This window comes from Alcanivorax sp. DSM 26293, from assembly GCF_900107995.1.
Classification (GTDB): domain Bacteria; phylum Pseudomonadota; class Gammaproteobacteria; order Pseudomonadales; family Alcanivoracaceae; genus Alcanivorax.
In genome coordinates this window covers 67,984-86,560 of the sequence record NZ_FNUM01000006.1, presented here as the reverse complement: position 1 = coordinate 86,560, position 18,577 = coordinate 67,984, and the positions used below count along the sequence as shown (strand labels likewise).

At 59.5% G+C, this 18,577-nt stretch carries 12 protein-coding genes and 1 tRNA gene; 11 read left to right on the top strand and 2 right to left on the bottom strand.

What is annotated here, in order from left to right; translation table 11 throughout:
• From C4S63_RS11770 to tatC, 9 genes are all read left to right on the top strand, one after another.
• Entirely contained in the window at positions 1 to 2,859 is a 2,859-nt protein-coding gene (locus C4S63_RS11770) for a hypothetical protein (protein ID WP_235000001.1), read from the top strand.
• A gap of 3 nt (positions 2,860 to 2,862) precedes the next feature.
• A complete protein-coding gene (locus C4S63_RS11765; protein ID WP_103917665.1) occupies positions 2,863 to 7,713 on the top strand; it encodes a GEVED domain-containing protein in 4,851 nt (1,616 codons plus the stop codon).
• 139 nt (positions 7,714 to 7,852) lie between these two features.
• On the top strand, positions 7,853 to 8,044 hold the full coding sequence (locus C4S63_RS11760; RefSeq protein WP_103917664.1) for a DUF2065 domain-containing protein: 192 nt from the start codon (positions 7,853 to 7,855) through the stop codon (positions 8,042 to 8,044).
• 3 nt (positions 8,045 to 8,047) lie between these two features.
• A complete protein-coding gene (locus C4S63_RS11755; protein WP_369826435.1) occupies positions 8,048 to 9,223 on the top strand; it encodes an ATP phosphoribosyltransferase regulatory subunit in 1,176 nt (391 codons plus the stop codon).
• Between the two features lie 122 nt (positions 9,224 to 9,345).
• Positions 9,346 to 10,638 carry an adenylosuccinate synthase gene (locus tag C4S63_RS11750; RefSeq protein ID WP_062815751.1) on the top strand — a complete coding sequence of 431 codons (1,293 nt, stop codon included), beginning with the start codon at positions 9,346 to 9,348 and terminating at the stop codon, positions 10,636 to 10,638.
• 253 nt (positions 10,639 to 10,891) lie between these two features.
• Positions 10,892 to 13,048, top strand: a complete 2,157-nt coding sequence (locus C4S63_RS11745) for a PhoX family phosphatase (RefSeq protein WP_103917662.1) — start codon at positions 10,892 to 10,894, stop codon at positions 13,046 to 13,048.
• Positions 13,049 to 13,223: 175 nt separating this feature from the next.
• Positions 13,224 to 13,451: a Sec-independent protein translocase subunit TatA gene (locus tag C4S63_RS11740; protein WP_103917781.1), complete on the top strand. Its 228-nt coding sequence runs from the start codon at positions 13,224 to 13,226 to the stop codon at positions 13,449 to 13,451.
• A gap of 7 nt (positions 13,452 to 13,458) precedes the next feature.
• On the top strand, positions 13,459 to 13,746 hold the full coding sequence (gene tatB, locus C4S63_RS11735; protein WP_062815753.1) for a Sec-independent protein translocase protein TatB: 288 nt from the start codon (positions 13,459 to 13,461) through the stop codon (positions 13,744 to 13,746).
• Entirely contained in the window at positions 13,743 to 14,477 is a 735-nt protein-coding gene (gene tatC, locus C4S63_RS11730; protein ID WP_062815754.1) for a twin-arginine translocase subunit TatC, read from the top strand. Before tatB ends, tatC begins: the two co-directional genes overlap by 4 nt.
• 116 nt (positions 14,478 to 14,593) lie before the next feature.
• Here the strand turns inward: tatC and C4S63_RS11725 are convergent, their stop codons facing one another.
• Both C4S63_RS11725 and C4S63_RS11720 read right to left on the bottom strand, forming a co-directional pair.
• Positions 14,594 to 14,821, bottom strand: coding sequence for a hypothetical protein (locus tag C4S63_RS11725; protein ID WP_062816005.1), 228 nt, complete (start codon positions 14,819 to 14,821; stop codon positions 14,594 to 14,596).
• A gap of 83 nt (positions 14,822 to 14,904) precedes the next feature.
• A tRNA-Leu gene (locus C4S63_RS11720) sits at positions 14,905 to 14,991 on the bottom strand.
• Between the two features lie 130 nt (positions 14,992 to 15,121).
• On the opposite strand from C4S63_RS11720, the gene rnr reads away from it, so the two are divergent.
• Both rnr and rlmB read left to right on the top strand, forming a co-directional pair.
• Positions 15,122 to 17,539, top strand: coding sequence for a ribonuclease R (gene rnr / locus C4S63_RS11715; RefSeq protein ID WP_062815755.1), 2,418 nt, complete (start codon positions 15,122 to 15,124; stop codon positions 17,537 to 17,539).
• A gap of 254 nt (positions 17,540 to 17,793) precedes the next feature.
• Positions 17,794 to 18,561, top strand: coding sequence for a 23S rRNA (guanosine(2251)-2'-O)-methyltransferase RlmB (gene rlmB / locus C4S63_RS11710; protein ID WP_082810763.1), 768 nt, complete (start codon positions 17,794 to 17,796; stop codon positions 18,559 to 18,561).
• The last annotated feature ends 16 nt before the right edge of the window (positions 18,562 to 18,577 follow it).

Here is an 18,577-nt window from a genome sequence, read left to right as displayed (position 1 = left end):
ATGCGCAAGTCTCTGGGAATAGTGTTGCTGCTGTTGACGGCCGTGGCTGTCAAGGCGGCGGCACCCGTGGCGGGCACCGTCATCAAGAACCAGGCATCGGCCAGCTATCGGGCCTGTCTGGATGATGCCTGTACCCGTTTGGCCGAGGCCCAGCGTGTCACCTCCAACCTGGTCGAAACCCTGATACAGGCGGTGCCGGGCATTGAGCTGGTCAGCGCCCAGAACAAGCCTTCTCTCCCCGGGGGCGTGGTGTATTTCCCCCATACCCTCACCAATACCGGCAACGGCCGTGATCGCTACCAGCTCTGCTTGGAAAATGTGGATGGCAATATTGCCGCGTGGTCCGTATTCCCGGACGGGAACGGTGATGGTCAGCCGGACAGTGGTGCGCCACTGTTTACCGATTCGGATCCGGATGGTTGCTGGGATGCGTTGACGTCGGACCTGCTGGCCGGTGACAGCTATGGCCTGGTCATTGAAGCGCAGGTCAGTGGCGCCGCCATTAGCGGACAATCTCTGGCACTGGATGTGGAGGCTGCCAGTCATAGCAATGCGGCACTGACCGCGAGCAATACCGATACCATCAACCTGATTGATGGTCCGGTACTGGAAGTGGTGAAGTCGCTCAGTGCCCGTCAGGGCCGCTCTCCATCCGGGCCGGTGACGGTCACCCTGTCGTACCGCAATCCTTCTGACCAGATCGCCACGCAGATAGAAATCGAGGATGTTCTGCCCCTGTTCTCCGTGGACGGCGTGAATGCGGGCATGACCTATGTGCCGGGTTCGGCACGCTGGACCGTCACCGGCAGCACCGAGCTCACGGATGACGGTGATGACGGTAGCCAGGGCAGCGGCCCGGATCTGATTGAATTCTGTGCCTACGATCCCGGTGCCGCCAACAGCGATTGCCATGATCGTGTTCGTGCGGTGCTGGCGCAATTGCCACCGGGCGCAGTGGGCTCCCTGACCTTCGATGTCAACATCGACAGCGGGCTTGATGCCGGCGACCGGGTCCGCAATCAGGCAACACTGAGCTATCAGAATAATGATGGCAGCACCAACTTCGGTCCCTTCGCCACCAATACCGTGGATTACCGGATTATCGACCGGGCACTGTTGCCCGCGGTGGTTGCCAACAACAGCGAGACTGACAGTCAGACCGGTGAAGATGATGCCAGCAATACCGGCAACCGGGTGGAATTGGCATCCCTGGGGCAGGGGGGCGTGGCATCCTTCAGCAATGTGATCTGGAACCGGGGGGATGGCGAAGATACCTTCGACATGCTGGTAGAACCCTCGGTAGATCGATTGGGTGTGGCGTTGGCCAATCCCTTCCCTGCAGCCACCGTGTTCCAGCTCTACAAGAGTGATGGGGGAACGCCGCTGGTGGATACCGACGGCAATGGGGTGCCCGATACGGGGCCGATCCCGCTACCGGATGCGGGAGGCCAATGTCCGCCACGGTTTGTGACCGACAGCCTGAATCTGGCCTGTGGTGTGCGTGTGGTGCTGCAGGCTACCTTGCCTCCGGATGCCCTCGGAGGGCCGTTTGAAGTCACCAAGGTTGCCCGTTCAGTGACGGACCCCCAGGTGAGCAATGCGGTCAGTGATGTGCTCACCAGTATCCTGGCCAATCGCGTGGACCTGACCAATGATTCCCCGGTCAATGGCGGGGCTCCCGGTGAGGGCGCCGGTCCGGAAGCCTCACCGGTGCAGACCGTGAATGCGGCCCCCGGCGAGCAGGCGGTACTGCGTCTGGTGGTGAATAATACCGGCGCCCGTCAGGACTCCTATGATCTGGCTGTCAGCGATACGGACTTTGCACCGGGTCAGCTACCTTCGGGGTGGCAAGTGAGTTTTTATCGCGACGGCGGTAACGGTGACTGCGCCTCACTGGGTGCGGGGCTCAACAACACCGGACTGATCCCCGCCGGTGATAACCGGCTGATCTGTGCCCAGATCACTGCACCGGCAGAAGCACAAGGGGGCGATACCCTCTCCGTGTATTTCCGTGCCTTGTCGCCGACCAGCGGCGCCAGTGATATCAAGCTGGATGCGGTAGTCGTGGTGGCCGGCCCTGCCCTGGCGCTGACCCCGGATCAGGTGGGGCAGGTGGAGCCAGGTAGCTCGGTGGTCTATACCCATCAACTGACCAATACCGGTAATGTGCCGTTAAATAATGTGTTGCTGGCGGGCACTCCTGATGCGGCGGCAGATAACGGCTGGTCGATCGTGCTATATGAAGACTCGAACGGCAATGGTATCTGGGATCCGGCTGATGCTGTGATCAATGACAGCGTGGCACTGCAAACAGCAGGCGATGACGGCGTTCTTGAGGTGGGCGAAAGTCTGGCGATTTTCTCCAAGATTTTTGCGCCGGCGTCAGTGGCCTACGGCATCACCAATGTGAAAACGCTGACGGTAACGGCGGACGGTGCCGGTCAGAGTGTCACGGACTCGGCAACGGATACCACCACCACCAATAATACGGATGTGGCGATCACCAAAGAGCAGGCGCTGGACTCGGACTGCAATGGTGTCCCCGATGGCCCTGGTAGCTGCAGTGGGGACGACTGTTTTGTCTTCACCCGTTTCGAGGTCACGCCCGGCGAGCAGTGTGTCATTTACCGGCTCACGGCGACCAATACCGGCGCCGAGCCCATGTACCAGGTCACTATCAATGATCGTACACAACCGTTTACCCGTATGCTGGCGGCGGCAACCAGCTGTGTGGCTCCGGCCGGGCCCTGCAGTGTGACGGCGCCGCCGGATGCGGGGACTGGCGATGTTTCTGCGGAGGTCGGCCTGTTGGGTGCCGGTGAAGCCGCTGTGCTGATTTTCGGTTTGCGGGTGGAGTAAGTGATGATGCGCTCTTTCAGACTCTTCCTGTGGTTATGTCGGTTTTTGGCGCTGTTCCTGCTGTTTTCAGATCATGCTGTCGGAGCGGTTCAGCGCGGGTTCGTCAATCTGGGTTTCGAATCTCCTGTGATTTCCTCCGCCGCGCCTTGCCGCGCATCCATTGGCTTTGAATTGATCCCGGGCTGGGTGACGGATCATCCTCTCGATACCCAGAATATCAGTTGTCCCCCAGGGTATACCGGCCCTCCATATTCAGGAAATGCGCGGATTATCGAGCTTTGGCGAGGCCCCCGCTCGGTGAGTTCCGGCCAGGGCGAGATTGCGGCGAGAAGTGGCGTGCAATTTGCAGAGCTTAACGCTGAAGCGTTATCCAAACTCACTCAGGATATCTGTTTGATTCAAGGGGAGCAGGTAGAGTGGCGTTTCAGTCACAATGGCCGAAACGCAAGTCCTGACACGATGATTTTTAGTGTTGGCAATCAGAATGTGATTCGTGCACAGACTAGTCGAACCGGTAGCGGTGCAATCCTGAACTGTTTTTCGGGGACCTGTAATCCGGTGCAGTCGCAGCAGATGACAACGGGGGGGCAAACTCGCTGGGCGGACTACAGTGGCTCTTTTGCCTACAACGATCCTACCGGGGATACCGTTGTTGGTTTTGAGAGTGCTGGAGGTACGTCCACCAACGGTAACTTTCTGGATGATATCCAGCTGGTTCTGAAACCTATTATTGAATTCCAGTCTCAGCAATACCGTGGCACTGAAGGAGATACGTCGGTAACGAACGTCAATGTGGTGGTGATAGGTGCGGTACCTGCGGGAGGGCTGACACTTAATTTTAATGTGAAACCCGAATCGACGGCGGTGATTGGCGAGGACTACTGGATTGATGGTAATAGCAATCCCAGTTTTTCTGTGACGGTGCCTGCGGGTGAGTATGAGGAATATGTTGTCGATATACCGATAACAGTGCGTGCCGAAAATGGCCAGATCGATGAGGAGAAATGGTTCGAGATTGAGCTGAGCCAAAATGATGATGATTACAATCTGGTTTCCTCTCAGGCCTGTGGTGCCTCAGGTAATGCGGTGTCGCGGTTTACCCTGCAGGATACTCCTTTGTTCTCTGGGTATGTCTTTGAGGACGATGGTAGTGGTGTGGCGGCGACGCCGGGTAATGGCCTGAAAGAGGGCAGTGAGCCGGGTTTAAACAATATCGGCGTGCGGATTCTTGCAAAGAATGGAAGCGGCCAATGTGATGCGGGAACAGTACTGGCAGAGACTCAGACGGATCCGGATGGCGCCTGGCAGCTCCAGTTGTCGGGCGAATATGTGGGCGATGCGGTTTGCCTGGAAAGTGATGCTCCTTCATGGGGTTATGAGTCTACCAGTGAATCTTCCGGGGATGCGCCAGCGGGCCAGGTCAGCACAGGTGATGTAACGGATGACCGCATGGAGTTCACCGTGCCGGAGGGGGGAAGTGAATGGTCGGGCCTCAATTTCGGCGACGAAAAACTGCCTAATGTCTGTCACGCTCAGTCCTTGACCATGCAGCTGGGGGGGGATGCCACACGTGATGCTGGTACCGGCGAGATTACCTTGACGCCCGAGGCTGGCAATCGGCGCGGCTATGCCTGGTCAGAAAACCAGATCAGTTTGTTGTCAGACTTTTCCCTCGAGTTTGATGTGTATCTGGGCGCCATTGATGCCAATGGCGCCGATGGCATTGCGTTCGCTTTCCAGGATGACCCGGCAGGTAATGGAGCGATTGGGGAGTTCGGTGGTGCTCTTGGTGTAGGGGGGTTGAGTCCCGCCGTTGCTGTGGAGTTCGATACCTGGAATAACGGTGCCGGCTACAATGATATTGCGGATGATCACACCATGATTTATGACCCGCAGAATTACGGCGAGTTCAGCTCGGGTGGACAGCAATATACCCCTACGGTGAGCCTGGGAAATATTGAGGATGCTCAATGGCACAGTGTTCAGCTTGAGTGGGATGCCGCTTCTCACACCTTGTCTTACTCTTTCGATGGCAATCTTGTCGGCAGTACGGATATAGACTTTGTCGAATCGGTCTTTGCCGGGAATCCAAATGTGTATTTTGGGTTTGCTGCTGCCACCGGCGGCTCATTCAACGAGCAAAAGGTTTGTATTACTGCCTCCCCTCCACAGGTGCTCACCGATTACGGTGATGCCCCAAGTTCTTTTGGAGAGCCCTCCCATATCCTGGGGGCAGGGTTGGTGCTCGGTGCAGCCGTGGATGAGGAGACTTCGGGTTTTAACGATCCGGATGCTCTTGCGGACAACTTTGATGATGGTGTGACTTTTCCTGGGGACTTTCCCAACGACTCGCCCGTGGAGGTTGAAGTATCCGGAGCAGATGGTTATTTGCAGGCCTGGATCGATTGGAATCAGGATGGCGTTTTTTCGGAAGAAGAGCGCATAGCCACAGATCTTCAGGATGATGATGGTGATGGCTTGATCCAGATAACAGCCAATACGCCGCCAGCAGGGGCATTACCCGGTGATTCCTATGCCCGTTTTCGTTGGTCCAGCCAGTCCGGTCTGAATGCTGAGGACGGCGCCCAGGATGGTGAGGTAGAAGACTACCGCGTCACGATAGGCCCTGTGCCATTCCAGTGCATCAACACCCTTTATCAGGTGGCTACGCCAATCTCCCAGTTACGACGCATTGACTTCGCCGGTAGTTCGGCCAGTTTTGTGGATGTGGGCCCAGGGGCGGGACAGGGCCTGAATGCGGGTTGGGGCTACAACGACCAGGACGGTTTTATTCATGGCTTGAGGTCTGGGACAGCCGAGCTGTGGTTTATTGATGCCAGTGGCATTTTTTACAGTAATGGCTCCCCGGCAGGCTTGCCCAATGGACGCAATGGCAGCAATGCTGGAGATGTGTTGCCCGACGGGCGCATGATCTACAAGACCAGCAATAACCGCCTAAGTGTTATTGATCTGACGTCTTCCCCGCCGTCCTATCAGGGGGATATCAATCTCAGCGTCTCGCTCAACTTTATCGATATGGCGTTCAACCCGGTTGATGGGCGTGTCTACGCCATTGATCAAACTGCTAACCGCCTGGCCTGGATCAACCTAGCGACGGGACTGGTGACTCGCTTCGGTCCGCCAATACCCGGTGGCAGCTACGGGGCACAGTGGTTTGATGAAGATGGCCGCTTTTATGCCTATGAAAATAACAGTGACAGCCTCTATTTCTTTGATGTGGGGGTGGATGGCTCGGGTTCCGGGAGCCGAGTCTTGCTGGCGAACAGTACTAATTCCGTTGGTGGTATCAATGATGGTGCCTTCTGTCGCGGTGAAGCCCCTGTTCCATTGGGTGGGGTGTCAGGCAAGGTCTATCAGGATGTTGACGGGTCAGATACCTTCGACAATGGAGAGCCCGGGCTGGCTGATATTGAGGTTAGGCTTTACAGGGACGGGGGTACCCCGGGTAATTTTGCGGATGACGTGCTGGTTGGCAGTGTCGACACCGACACCAATGGGGATTACCTCTTCCCTTCGGTGCTCGGGGCCCAGACCTATCGAGTTGAGGTGAATGATAATGATCCGGATCTGCCTGCCGGTGCGACCCTGGGTACGGCCAGCCCCCTGACGGGCATCCTTGTGCAAGATGAGTTAATCACCAGCGACAATAATTTTGGATTCGATATTCTGAATATCACCCTTTCCGGATGGGTGTTCGAAGACAATGGAGTTGGTGCGACCGCTCATGATGGCGTCAAAGGAGAGAGCGAGCCGGGTTTTGCCAATCAGTCGGTGACTCTCTTTCATGATACGGATGGCAATGGCGAGTGTGTCGATGGTGATCCGGTGCTGGCATCGGATCAGACCTCGGGTGACGGGCGTTTTGTCCTGTCGATTGCACCAACGGACACCGGGAAAGACGTTTGCCTGGTAACTCAGACACCCTCGGGCTTCGTGTCGGTCAGCGAAAGCGGTGGCTCGCTGCCTGCCACAACAGGGGCTGCGGATGATGATAGGCAGACTTTGACCTTGCCGGCCCCTGGTACAACAGTGACAGGGCTGTTATTCGGCGATGCGGGGCTGCCCATCCTGGAGCCGGACCAGCAGGGCGTAGTGGCGCCGGGCGGCAGCCGTTTCTACCTCCACCGCTTTACCGCCAGAAGCGCTGGTAGTGTGGATTTCGCCCTTGAGGCAGCCGCCACCAGCCCGGCCGCACCGGCCTGGAACGATACCCTGTACCGGGATGATAACTGTAACGGCGAACTGGACGGCGCCGATGCGTCCCTGCCTGTTACCGCAGTCAATGTGCAGGCCGGAGACCAGCTTTGCCTGCTGGTGAAAGTGTTTGCGCCTGCGGATGCCCCGGTCGAGGCCCTGCACAGCCGGCCGCTGGCGGCGACCCAGAGTTATACCGGTACCGCCTTCCAGGCTGTTGCCAGGGTAACGGACACCACGCGTGTCGCTGCCGGCCAGCTGCAACTGGAAAAGCAGGTGCGCAACATTGGCCCGGACGGGGTCGCCGATTCCGGTGACGATGTGGATACGGCAGCTACCACCGCCAACCAGGCTGCGCCGGGAGATGTGCTGCGATACCGGCTGACATTCCGTAACCAGGGCACGAACGCGCTCAGCGAAGTCATCATTACCGACAGCACCCCGGCTTACAGCGCACTCAGTGCGCCGGCGGCGTGTCCGGCGTCACTGCCGGCGGGTCTCAGTGCCTGTGCCTTGTCCACACCGGATGGCAGTAATGGCATTGGCTATCAGGGCGGTCTGGAGTGGCGGTTTACCGGCGAGTTGCAACCCGGTGCCCAGGGGGTGGTCAGCTATGACGTGCGGGTGAGCGAGGACTAGACCAGGCTGCGGTTCTGGCCCCTTGCCGGCCTGTGGCGGAAGGGGCGCCCGGAACCTGTCCGCCGCCGGACGACCGTGGTAGAATGCTGCAACCGGGGGCCGAGGCTCCCGGTTTTTTTGTGGCTGTCTGGCAGGAACAATGGACTTCAGCTTATTGATCAAGGCCCTGTGCCTGGTATTGGTGATCGAGGGCATTCCGCTGTTTCTGGCGCCTAATCGTGCCCGAGAGGCGGCCTTGCAGGTTGCCCGCATGTCCGGGCGAACACTGAGAATTCTGGGGCTGGTGCTGATGATGTTGGGTGCCGGCCTGTTACTACTGATGCGGTCGTAAATGATGAACCAGGAAGAACAGTGGCTACTGCCCGACGGGGTGGAAGAGGTTCTCCCGGGGCGAGCCCGGGCCATTGAGCAATTACGCCGACAGACGCTGGATCTTTACCAGCGCTGGGGCTATGAACTGGTTTTTCCCCCGCTGATCGAATTTCTCGAATCCCTCCTCAACGGCGCAGGCCGTGACCTGGAACGGGAAACCTTCAAGATCACCGACCAACTGACCGGCCGTCTGATGGGCGTTCGCGCGGATATCACTCCCCAGGTGGCGCGCATGGATGCCCATAGTCTGCGCCGTTCGGCTCCCTCCCGACTGTGTTACTGCTCCAGTGCCCTGCGCACCCGCCCGGCGGTGGCCGGCGCCACCCGGCTCCCTTACCAGCTGGGCGTGGAACTCTTCGGCCATGCCGGCAGCGACAGCGATCTGGAAGTGATGACCCTGCTGCTGGACACCCTGGCCCTGGCCGGGGTGGCCGATCAGGTGGTGCTGGATTTGGGGCATGTGGGCCTGTTCCGCGGGTTGCTGGACGCCTGTGACCTGAGCGATGCCGAACAGGGCCAGCTGGAAGATATCTATGTCCGCAAGGCACGGGTGGAGCTGGATGCCTTCCTGGCAGAACGCGACCTGCCAGCGCCGGCGGCTCGTGCCCTGGCGGCGCTGCCCTGGCTGGCAGGGGGCATCGGCATTCTCGACCAGGCCCGCACCCTGCTTGGTGATTTCCCCGGTGCCCTGGCCGCCCTGGATGAACTGGCTGTGCTGGCCGGCGTCCTGGATGCCCGCGGTGTGCAGTTGCACCTGGATCTGGGTGAGTTGCGGGGTTATCACTATCACACGGGTTGTGTCTTTGCCGCCTACCTGCCCGGCGAGAGCGAGCCGGTGGCCAAGGGTGGCCGTTATGACCATATCGGTGAAGTGTTTGGTCGGGCCCGCCCGGCTACCGGATTCAGTGCCGACCTGAAAATGCTGGCCGCGCGTACTGACGCCGCCGCACTCAACGGCATCCTGGCGGAAGGCTCTTTGCAAGACGCGGGCTTCGCCGACAAGGTGAGCGCCTTGCGCGATGCCGGTGAGCGGGTGGTGCTGGCGCTGACCGGGGCAGATAATGACCCGCAGGAACTGGGATGCCAGCGCCGGCTGGTGCAGGATGGCAGCCGCTGGGTAATCCAGGATATTTCCTAGGACACTTCCCCGGGGAAGTGTCTGGTACAACCTCCGGGCTGGCATTCGCCAGCCCGGGGTGAATCAAACTGTGCGTGAAGCGTGTCACGTACAAGCGTTCAATCAACAGGCAGCAAGCAATCATGGGTAAGAACGTAGTCATTCTCGGCACCCAGTGGGGTGATGAAGGCAAGGGCAAGATCGTCGATCTGCTCACCGATCAGGCCTCTCTGGTGGCCCGCTTTCAGGGCGGTCACAATGCCGGCCATACCCTGGTGATCGACGGCAAGAAAACCGTCCTGCACCTGATTCCTTCCGGCATTCTGCGCAATGACGTCCAGTGCCTGATCGGTAATGGTGTGGTGCTGGCCCTGGACGCCCTGCTCAAGGAAATCGGTGGCCTGGAAGAACAGGGTGTTCCGGTGCGTGAGCGTCTGCGTCTGTCCGCCTCCTGCCCGCTGATCCTGCCGGTACACGTGGCCCTGGATCAGGCCCGTGAAGCGGCCCGTGGCAACAAGAAGATTGGTACTACCGGTCGCGGTATCGGCCCCGCCTACGAAGACAAGGTGGCCCGCCGCGGTCTGCGTCTGGGGGATGTCTATTCCCGTGAGCGCTTTGCTGCCAAGCTTGGCGAAGTGATGGATTACCACAACTTCGTGCTGCGCAGTTATTACAATGCCGAGCCGGTGGACTTCCAGAAGACCCTGGATGAAACCCTGGCCATGGGCGAGGAAGTCCGCAGCATGGTCACCGACGTGACCACCGTGCTCCACGGTGCCCGTGAGCGTAATGAGAACATCATGTTCGAGGGCGCCCAGGGCACCCTGCTGGATATCGACCATGGCACCTACCCCTACGTGACCAGCTCTAACACCACCGCCGGCGGCGCCGCCACCGGCACCGGTTTCGGCCCGTTGTATCTGGACTATGTGCTGGGCATCACCAAGGCCTACACCACCCGGGTGGGCAGTGGCCCCTTTCCCACCGAGCTGTTCGACGAAAACGGCCGCTACCTGGCAGAGAAGGGTCACGAGTTCGGTTCCACCACTGGCCGTGCCCGCCGTTGTGGCTGGTTTGATGCGGTGGCCCTGAAGCGTTCCATCCAGATCAACTCCATTACCGGCCTGTGCCTGACCAAGCTGGATGTGCTCGACGGTCTGGAAGAAGTGAATATCTGTATCGGTTACCAGGATGCCCAGGGCAACTCCCTGACCTGTGCCTGGGATGCGGACAGCTATGAAGAGGTGAAGCCGGTCTACGAAAGCCTGCCCGGCTGGACCGAATCCACGCTGGGTGCCAAATCCGTGGATGAGCTGCCGGCCAATGCGGTGGCTTACCTGAAGCGGATCGAGGAAGTGACCGGTGCGCCCATCGATATCATTTCCACCGGCCCGGACCGTGTAGAAACCATCATCAAGCGGCACCCCTTCGCCTGATCGCCGCTTCATCACGTCCCCGGGTCCCCGCCAGGGTGCCCGGTGACGTGACCGCTTTATGCCTGTTTTTCTCCCTCCTCTCCTTCCCTGACGATTGTCTTTTGATAGACACATCCATGCATTGAAAATGACATGCGTCGTACCCCTTTCTGTCATTCGTTCTGCCTAAGCTCGGTTTCGTACTTTTACCGACTCCGTGGCCGGTGTGTCCGGCTCCAGGCAGGCAACGCAAACAGAAACAGGGAGAACAGAGATGGGCCACCATCCCGTAGAAGACAGTAACCGTTCCGACAACACCACCATCAATACTGTGCTGGAACAGCACCTTTCCCGTCGCCAGATTCTGCGTGGCGGTGCGACTGCGGCCACCATGGTGGCCGGTGCCAGTCTGGTGGCCTGTGGTGGTGACAGCAACAATCGCGGTAATGGCGGCGATGCCGGTGGCCAGGTGCCCACCGAGCTGGGCTTTGCTGCAGTTCCGCGTTCGCTGGAGGATCGCGTGGTGCTGCCGGAAGGCTACCGGGCCAGTGTTCTGATCGCCAAGGGTGATGCGCTGTTTTCTGATATTGCGGATTATCAGAACGATGGCAGCGGTGAGGATTTCGACAAGCGTTCCGGTGATGAGCACGATGGCATGGAGTACTTCGGTCTGGGTGCCGACGGGGCCTGGGATCCGAATGCGTCAGAGCGTGGTGTGTTGTGCATGAACCACGAGAATCTGGAAGATGACACCTTGCATGAGAATGGTGTGACCGCTGCCGCCGATAATGGTGGCGCCCGCCCGCAGGTAGAGATTGACCGGGAAATTCTTGCCCATGGTGTGGCATGTCTGGAAGTGGTCAAAGAGGATGGCCAGTGGCGTTACGTCAAGGATTCCGCATTCAACCGTCGTGTTACCGGCGCCACTGAAGCGGTGATTTCAGGCCCCTGCGCGGGTCATGACGCCTTGAAAACCAAACTGAGCCCTGCCGGCGACAAGGGTTTCGGCACCCTTAATAACTGTGCCAGCGGCCGCACTCCCTGGGGTACCTACCTGACCTGTGAAGAAAACTGGTTTTCTTATTTCAATCGCAACGACGCGTCTGATGCGCGCAGTGCGACCGAGAATGATTTGTTCGCGCGCTACGGCATGGGGCTGGTGAGCAAAGGCTTCTCCTATCGGGAATGGGACACTGTGGCCGGCGACATGTACCAGCGCTTCAATATCAGTGTCACTGGCGCCTCAGCCACGGAGGATTTCCGCAATGAGCCGAACACCTTTGGCTATATTGTGGAAGTCGATCCTTTCGACACCGCCAGCAAACCGGTCAAACGGACGGCCATGGGGCGCTTTGCCCATGAAGGGGCGATCTTCGCTCCTGCCGAAGCCGGCAAGCCGCTGGTCTATTACATGGGCGATGATTCCCGCAACGAATATCTCTACAAGTTCGTCAGTGCGGCCAACTGGGATCCCGCTGATGTGGGTACCGGTACGGCTGCGGGCAACAAGTACCTGGATGACGGCAAGCTGTACGTGGCCGTGTTCAATAATGACGGTACCGGCGAGTGGAAAGAGCTGAGCGTTGGGGTCAATGGGCTGGATGCAATGAACCCTCTGTATCCTTTCTCCAGTCAGGGGGATGTGATGCTGGCGACTCGCCTTGCCGCAGATCACGTCGGTGCGACCAAAATGGATCGCCCGGAGTGGGCAGCTGTCAACCCGATCAATGGTGAGTGCTACCTTACCCTGACCAACAACCGCGGCAGCAATCGTAATCCGGATACCGTTGACGGGCCCAACCCGCGTACCTATGGCGGCTCGGGTGGCAACCCCAACGGCCATATCATCCGTTGGCGCGAAGAGGGCGGCGACCATAGCGCGACCCGCTTCGATTGGGATGTGTTCCTGTTCGGGTCCCCTGCGGACAAGGATGCCCAGAGCATCAACCTGTCCGGCCTGACTGCGGACAATGATTTCTCCAGCCCGGACGGTCTCTACTTCGACCATCGTGGTTTGCTGTGGATTCAGACGGATGATGGCGCTTACCGCGATACCGTGAATAACCAGATGCTGGTGGCTATTCCGGGGGAAGTGGGTGATGGCGGCATGCTGACCTTTATCAATGATTTTGGTGGTGAGGAAAATACCACCTTCGTTGGCAAGGATGCGTCCGCGGTGGACCTGCGCCGTTTCCTGGTTGGTCCCAAGGGTTGCGAGATTACCGGTATCACCATGACCCCGGATGGCCGCAGCCTGTTCATCAATGTGCAGCACCCCGGTGAAGGGGGCTCTGCCGCCAACTTCAATACGGATGTGAGCACCTGGCCCAACCCCAACGGCGATGCCCTGGCGCTGGGTAATGGCGTCAGTCGTCCCCGCTCGGCCACCATCGTGATCACCCGCGAAGACAATGGTGAGATCGCGGTGTAGGTGAGTCGATGCAACACCAAAACCGCCCACCCTGTGTGGGCGGTTTTTCTTTTTCTGTGGCCTGTTTTTTGTAAAGGCAACAGGTGCTGCCGGGGTGGTGTGTTGCTGTCATCCCGGAGTCATGCAGAGCCATGACAATGCAGATTATCCCATCAGGCAAACACAGGTGAATCCCATGCTTTCCGGTATCAGTCTCTGGCAACTTCTTATTGTTCTGGTCATCGTCATCATGCTGTTCGGTACCAAGCGTATCCGCAGTCTTGGTTCGGATCTGGGTGGCGCTTTCAAGGGCTTCCGTGATGCCGTAAAGGATGGCGAAAAAAGCCTGCAGTCGGAGCAGGATGACCAGGGCACATTGGTCTCCAATGACATGAACAAGCAGAAAGATACGGTACGGAGCTGACAGGAACATGTTCGACTTCGGTTTCATGGAAATACTGCTGGTCTGCGTGGTGGCGCTGGTGGTGCTGGGGCCGGAAAAGCTGCCCAGGCTGGTGCGCACCCTGGGCCAGTGGGTGGGGCGAGGGCGAGCAATGATGAAGCAGATGCAGCAACAGCTGGAGAATGAGGCGCGCAACCTGGATATGAAAGAGCGGCGCGAAAAGATCCAGCGTGAGTTGGCATTGTTGCAGGGCAATCCGGTTGAAAAGGAAGCGGCACAGAAGTCGCTACCGTTGAAAGACGTGGAATCCCCATGAATGCCATGCCGTTGACTCGCCATTTGCTGGAATTGCGCCAGCGGCTGCTGCGTTCTGTGATTGCCATCGTGCTGGTCTTTATTCCCCTGTTCATGTTTGCCGGGGAGATTTATACCCACCTGGCGCAGCCTCTCATGCAGGCCTTGCCTGAGGGTGGCAGCATGATCGCCACGGATGTGACCGCGCCATTTCTGGTGCCCTTCAAGCTGGCGTTGTATTTGAGTATGTTGCTGGCCATGCCGTTTCTGCTGCATCAATGCTGGAGCTTTGTGTCGCCGGGGCTGTATCGGCGAGAGAAACGTTTTGCGCGACCGTTACTGCTTGCCAGCGTGTTGTTGTTCTATCTCGGTGCCCTGTTTGCCTGGTTCGTGGTCATGCCGTTGTTGTTTGCCTTCTTTATTTCGGTGGCCCCGGAGGGGGTCGCGGTGATGACAGATATCGGCGCCTGGCTGGGCTTCACCATGACATTTGTCATGGCGTTCGGTATGGCATTCGAGTTGCCGGTTGCGGTGGTGTTGCTGGTGGCGTCCGGCATAACCACGCCGGCCGCCTTGTCGGCGGCACGGGCCTATGTGGTGGTGGGGTGTTTTGTGGCAGGCATGCTGCTTACACCGCCGGACATTATTTCCCAGAGCTTGCTGGCTATCCCCATGTGGGGCTTGTTTGAAGCAGGACTGCTGTGTTCGCGCTGGGTGCAGCCTTTGGCCGAAGACAGTGAGGCCCTGACCTGAAATGTCGCTCTGCCGAACGTGGATGGGCAGGGCGCGGAACAGGGCCGGGCAGCCATCCGAACCTGGTTGCCGGGGTGGCGCCTTGCGTTCCAGCAATGCGCCCTCTGCTGGCAGGGTTACTTGCGGCGGCGGGTAATAATGATCAGTGCCACGGTGATGCCCACCACGGCAGCCGGAAACACCAGCAGGTAGCGTTTGCGGCTGGCTTCTTTCTCGCGCTGGGCGTCGGCCTGCTGGATGGCGGGATGTTTGGCACTATCCGCTTCGGCGTAGGTGGCAACCGGTGCCAGGAACAGGCTGGTGGCCAATACGACGGTGGCGATCAGGGAACGTAGGATTTTCATGGCTTTCTGCACCTTGGCTCTGGGACGGCTGGCGGTGTTTGGCCTGAAACGAAAAAGGGCCCCCGTCTGGGAGCCCTTTGAATTGGTGCCGAGGAGAGGACTTGAACCTCCACGGGGTTGCCCCCACTAGCACCTGAAGCTAGCGTGTCTACCAATTTCACCACCTCGGCGTTTCGTGCTGTACCGGACCCTTGTAGATAAGGTAAAGTTTCTTACCGTTTCCGGCCGGTTCATCGCGAAAGCGCGTGCATTCTAGTATATGATGGCCGGATGTCAAACCCTCTTTCCGAAAAAAGTTTAATGCCCCCTAAAAAACGTTACCGCGACCCCCATGCCGATCGTGAGGCCGAAAATTACGAGAACCCCGTCCCCAGCCGGGAGCTGATCCTGGAAGTGCTCAACGACCATGGCAAGCCCATGGAGTTCGAGCAAATCGCCTCCCTGCTGGAGGTGGATGAAGACGGAGAAGTCGGTCTCGAGCGCCGCCTGAAGGCCATGCTTCGTGATGCCCAGCTGGTGCAGAACCGCAATGGCAAGCTGGGTGTGGTGTCGCGCATGGACCTGATTCCCGGTCGTGTGCAGGGCCACAAGGACGGTTTCGGCTTCCTGATTCCGGATGACAAGACCCAGAGCGACCTGTTCCTCGGCCCACGGCAGATGGAAAAGGTCATGGACGGGGACCGGGTTCTGGTCAGTGATGCCGGTTACAACCGCTTCGGCAAGAAAGAAGCCCGTATCGTGGAGATTACCGAGCGGGTCGCCACCGAAGTGGTGGGCCGCTACCGCCGTGAGGCCGGTATCAGCTTTGTGGAACCGGAAAACCGCCGTATCACCAAGGAAGTGCTGGTGGAGGACAAGAACGGCCTCCAGCCCAACCCGGGCGACCACGTGCGCGCCACGATTACCCAGTACCCCAGCCGCGATCACCATGTGCTGGTGCGTCTGGAGGAAATTATTGCCACGCCGGACCAGGCCGGTATGGAAATCGAAGTGGCCCTGCGCCGTTTCGAGATCCCCCACGTCTGGCCGGAGGGAGTGGAAGCCGAGGCCGAGCGGTTCGGCGACAGCGTCCCCCACAAGGCCAAGGCCCACCGGGTCGATCTCCGTGATCTGCCACTGGTCACCATTGATGACGAGACCGCCCGGGATTTTGACGATGCGGTCTATGTGGAGCGCCGCCCCCGGGGCGGTTGGCGTCTGATCGTCGCCATCGCCGATGTCAGCCATTATGTGCATCCCGGTTCCGCGCTGGATCGGGAAGCGGCTACCCGGGGCAACTCGGTGTACTTCCCCAACCGGGTGGTTCCGATGCTGCCAGAGGCCCTGTCAAACGGCCTTTGCTCGCTCAACCCCCATGTGGACCGGTTGTGCCTGTACTGCGACATGAAAATTTCTGCCAACGGCCGCCTGACTCGCTTCGTGTTCCGCGAAGGGGTGATGCGTTCACGGCACCGCCTGACCTACAACAAGGTCGGCGCCATGATCGAGGAACCGGATTCCCAGCTGGCCCAGGACACCGTGGCCAGTCTGGACGACGAATCCCTGGACATGATCTGGTCATTCCATGAAATGTTCCTGGCCCTGCGCAAGCGCCGGGCGGAACGGGGTGCCATCGACTTCGACAGCGATGACACCCGTATCATCTACGATGAAAACCAGAAGATTCAGGCCATTGTGCCGGTGACCCGCAACGTGGCGCACATCATGATCGAGGAGGCCATGCTGGCCGCCAACATCTGCTCCGCCAAGCTGCTGGAAAAGGCCGGCGTGCCGGCCCTGTTCCGTAACCACGAGCCCCCCAAGGAAGAGCGACTGAGCAAGTTGCAGCAATTCCTGGGTGGCCTGGGCCTGAGCCTGGCCTGGTCCGAAGGGGCGCCCCGGCCCCATGTCTATCAGGATTTGCGCGAGCAGATCCTGGAGCGCCCGGATCGCAACGTGATCCAGACGATGATGTTGCGTTCCATGACCCAGGCCAAATACGAAGCCGAGAACAAGGGGCACTTCGGGCTGGCCTACAAGGCCTATACCCATTTCACCTCGCCGATTCGCCGTTACCCGGACCTGCTGGTGCACCGGGCCATCCGCTTCCTGATCCGCAGTGAGGGTGAGCCCAATCACGTGGACAATCCCGGCAAGCTGCCGAAGATTCCCCGCGAGAAGATCATTCCCTACAGCCAGGCGGACATGGTGGCCATTGGTGAGCAGTGCTCCATGACCGAGCGCCGGGCAGACGATGCCACCCGTGATGTGGTGTCCTGGCTCAAGTGTCAGTTCATGGAATCGCACATCGGTGATGTGTTCGAAGGTGTGATCAGTGGCGTGGCCAACTTTGGTCTGTTTGTGCAGCTCAATGAACTGCATATCGACGGTCTGGTGCACGTGGCCAATCTGGACAGCGACTACTACCACTTCGACGAGGTCAATCTGACCCTCACCGGGGAAAGCAGTGGCCGCAAATTCGGGCTTGGTGATGGGGTGACCGTGCGGGTAGCGGCAGTGCATACCGAGGACCGCAAGATTGACCTTCAGCTGGAATCCTCCACCCCGTCCGGCAAGGGGCGCCCCAAGGGCGGCAGCAAGAAAGCCGGTGGCGGTAATCGCAGAGGCGGCACCAGCGAACGGGAAAAGCTGGCCAAGGGCGAGATTCCCAAGCCCAAGGCCAAGCGCAAGGGCCCGCCCCGCGGCAAGAAGGCGGCCCGGCGAAGCAAGAAAAGCTAGAAAGCCCGTCAATAACTCCTTGCCAATCAGGCTTTCGGGCCGGTTCGCAATCCGGGGCCGCTTCAGGTCACGCTGAGAGTGCATGGAGTTATTCAGGGGGTCCCTAACCCTCTGCAGGCGTGGCGCGCGCTCTGCTCTGCGAGTATGAGCCGTGAACATTCCGGGTTCCTGGGTGTTCGCGACCCGGGCGCCGCTCCTGCAGCGTTATTTTTTCACCGCGTATGGCGCGGTGCATGAAGCGTGCAGGCGTCCCAATGAGCAAACCCCAGAAACCCCTGATGTATTCCGGCTTCCATGCGGTGGACGCCCTGTTGCGGCATCGCCCGGAGGCGGTGCTTGAGCTGTTTGTGCAGGACAGCCGTGCCGAGCGTGAGGAGCCCCGCCTGGCGGCCATGATACAGTCGGCCCGGGATTTCGGCATTGCGGTACAGCGTGCCCGGCGCGAGGTGCTGGAAAAGCACGCGGGTCCTCAGCATCAGGGCATCGTGGCCCGGGCGCGACCGCGCAAACCCGGTGATGAGAGTGGTCTGCTCAAGTGGCTGGATGGCAAGCCCGCCCGCCCCTGGCTGCTGATTCTGGAGAACGTCACTGATCCCCATAATCTGGGGGCCTGCCTGCGCAGTGCCGATGCGGCCGGGGTGGATGCGGTGATTGTTCCGCGTCGCAACGCTGCCGGGCTCACCCCGGTGGCCTGTCGTACCGCGGTGGGAGCGGCGGAAAGCCTGGCGTATTACGAAGTGGGCAACCTGGCCAACCTGCTGGATCAGCTGCGGGAAAGAGGGGTCTGGGTAGTCGGTACCGCCCTCGAGGAGCGCAGTGAGTCCCTGTTTGCGTTCCAGGCCCCGGATGCCCTGGCCGTCGTGATGGGGGCGGAAGGTGCCGGCCTGAAACGGCTGACCCGGGACAAGTGCGACCAGCTACTGGAAATTCCCATGGCTGGGGAAGTGCAGAGCCTGAACGTGTCCGTGGCCACGGGGGTGATGCTGTTTCATGTACGGGCGCAGCGGGAGAGCAGTGAATAGTTAACAGTGAATAGTT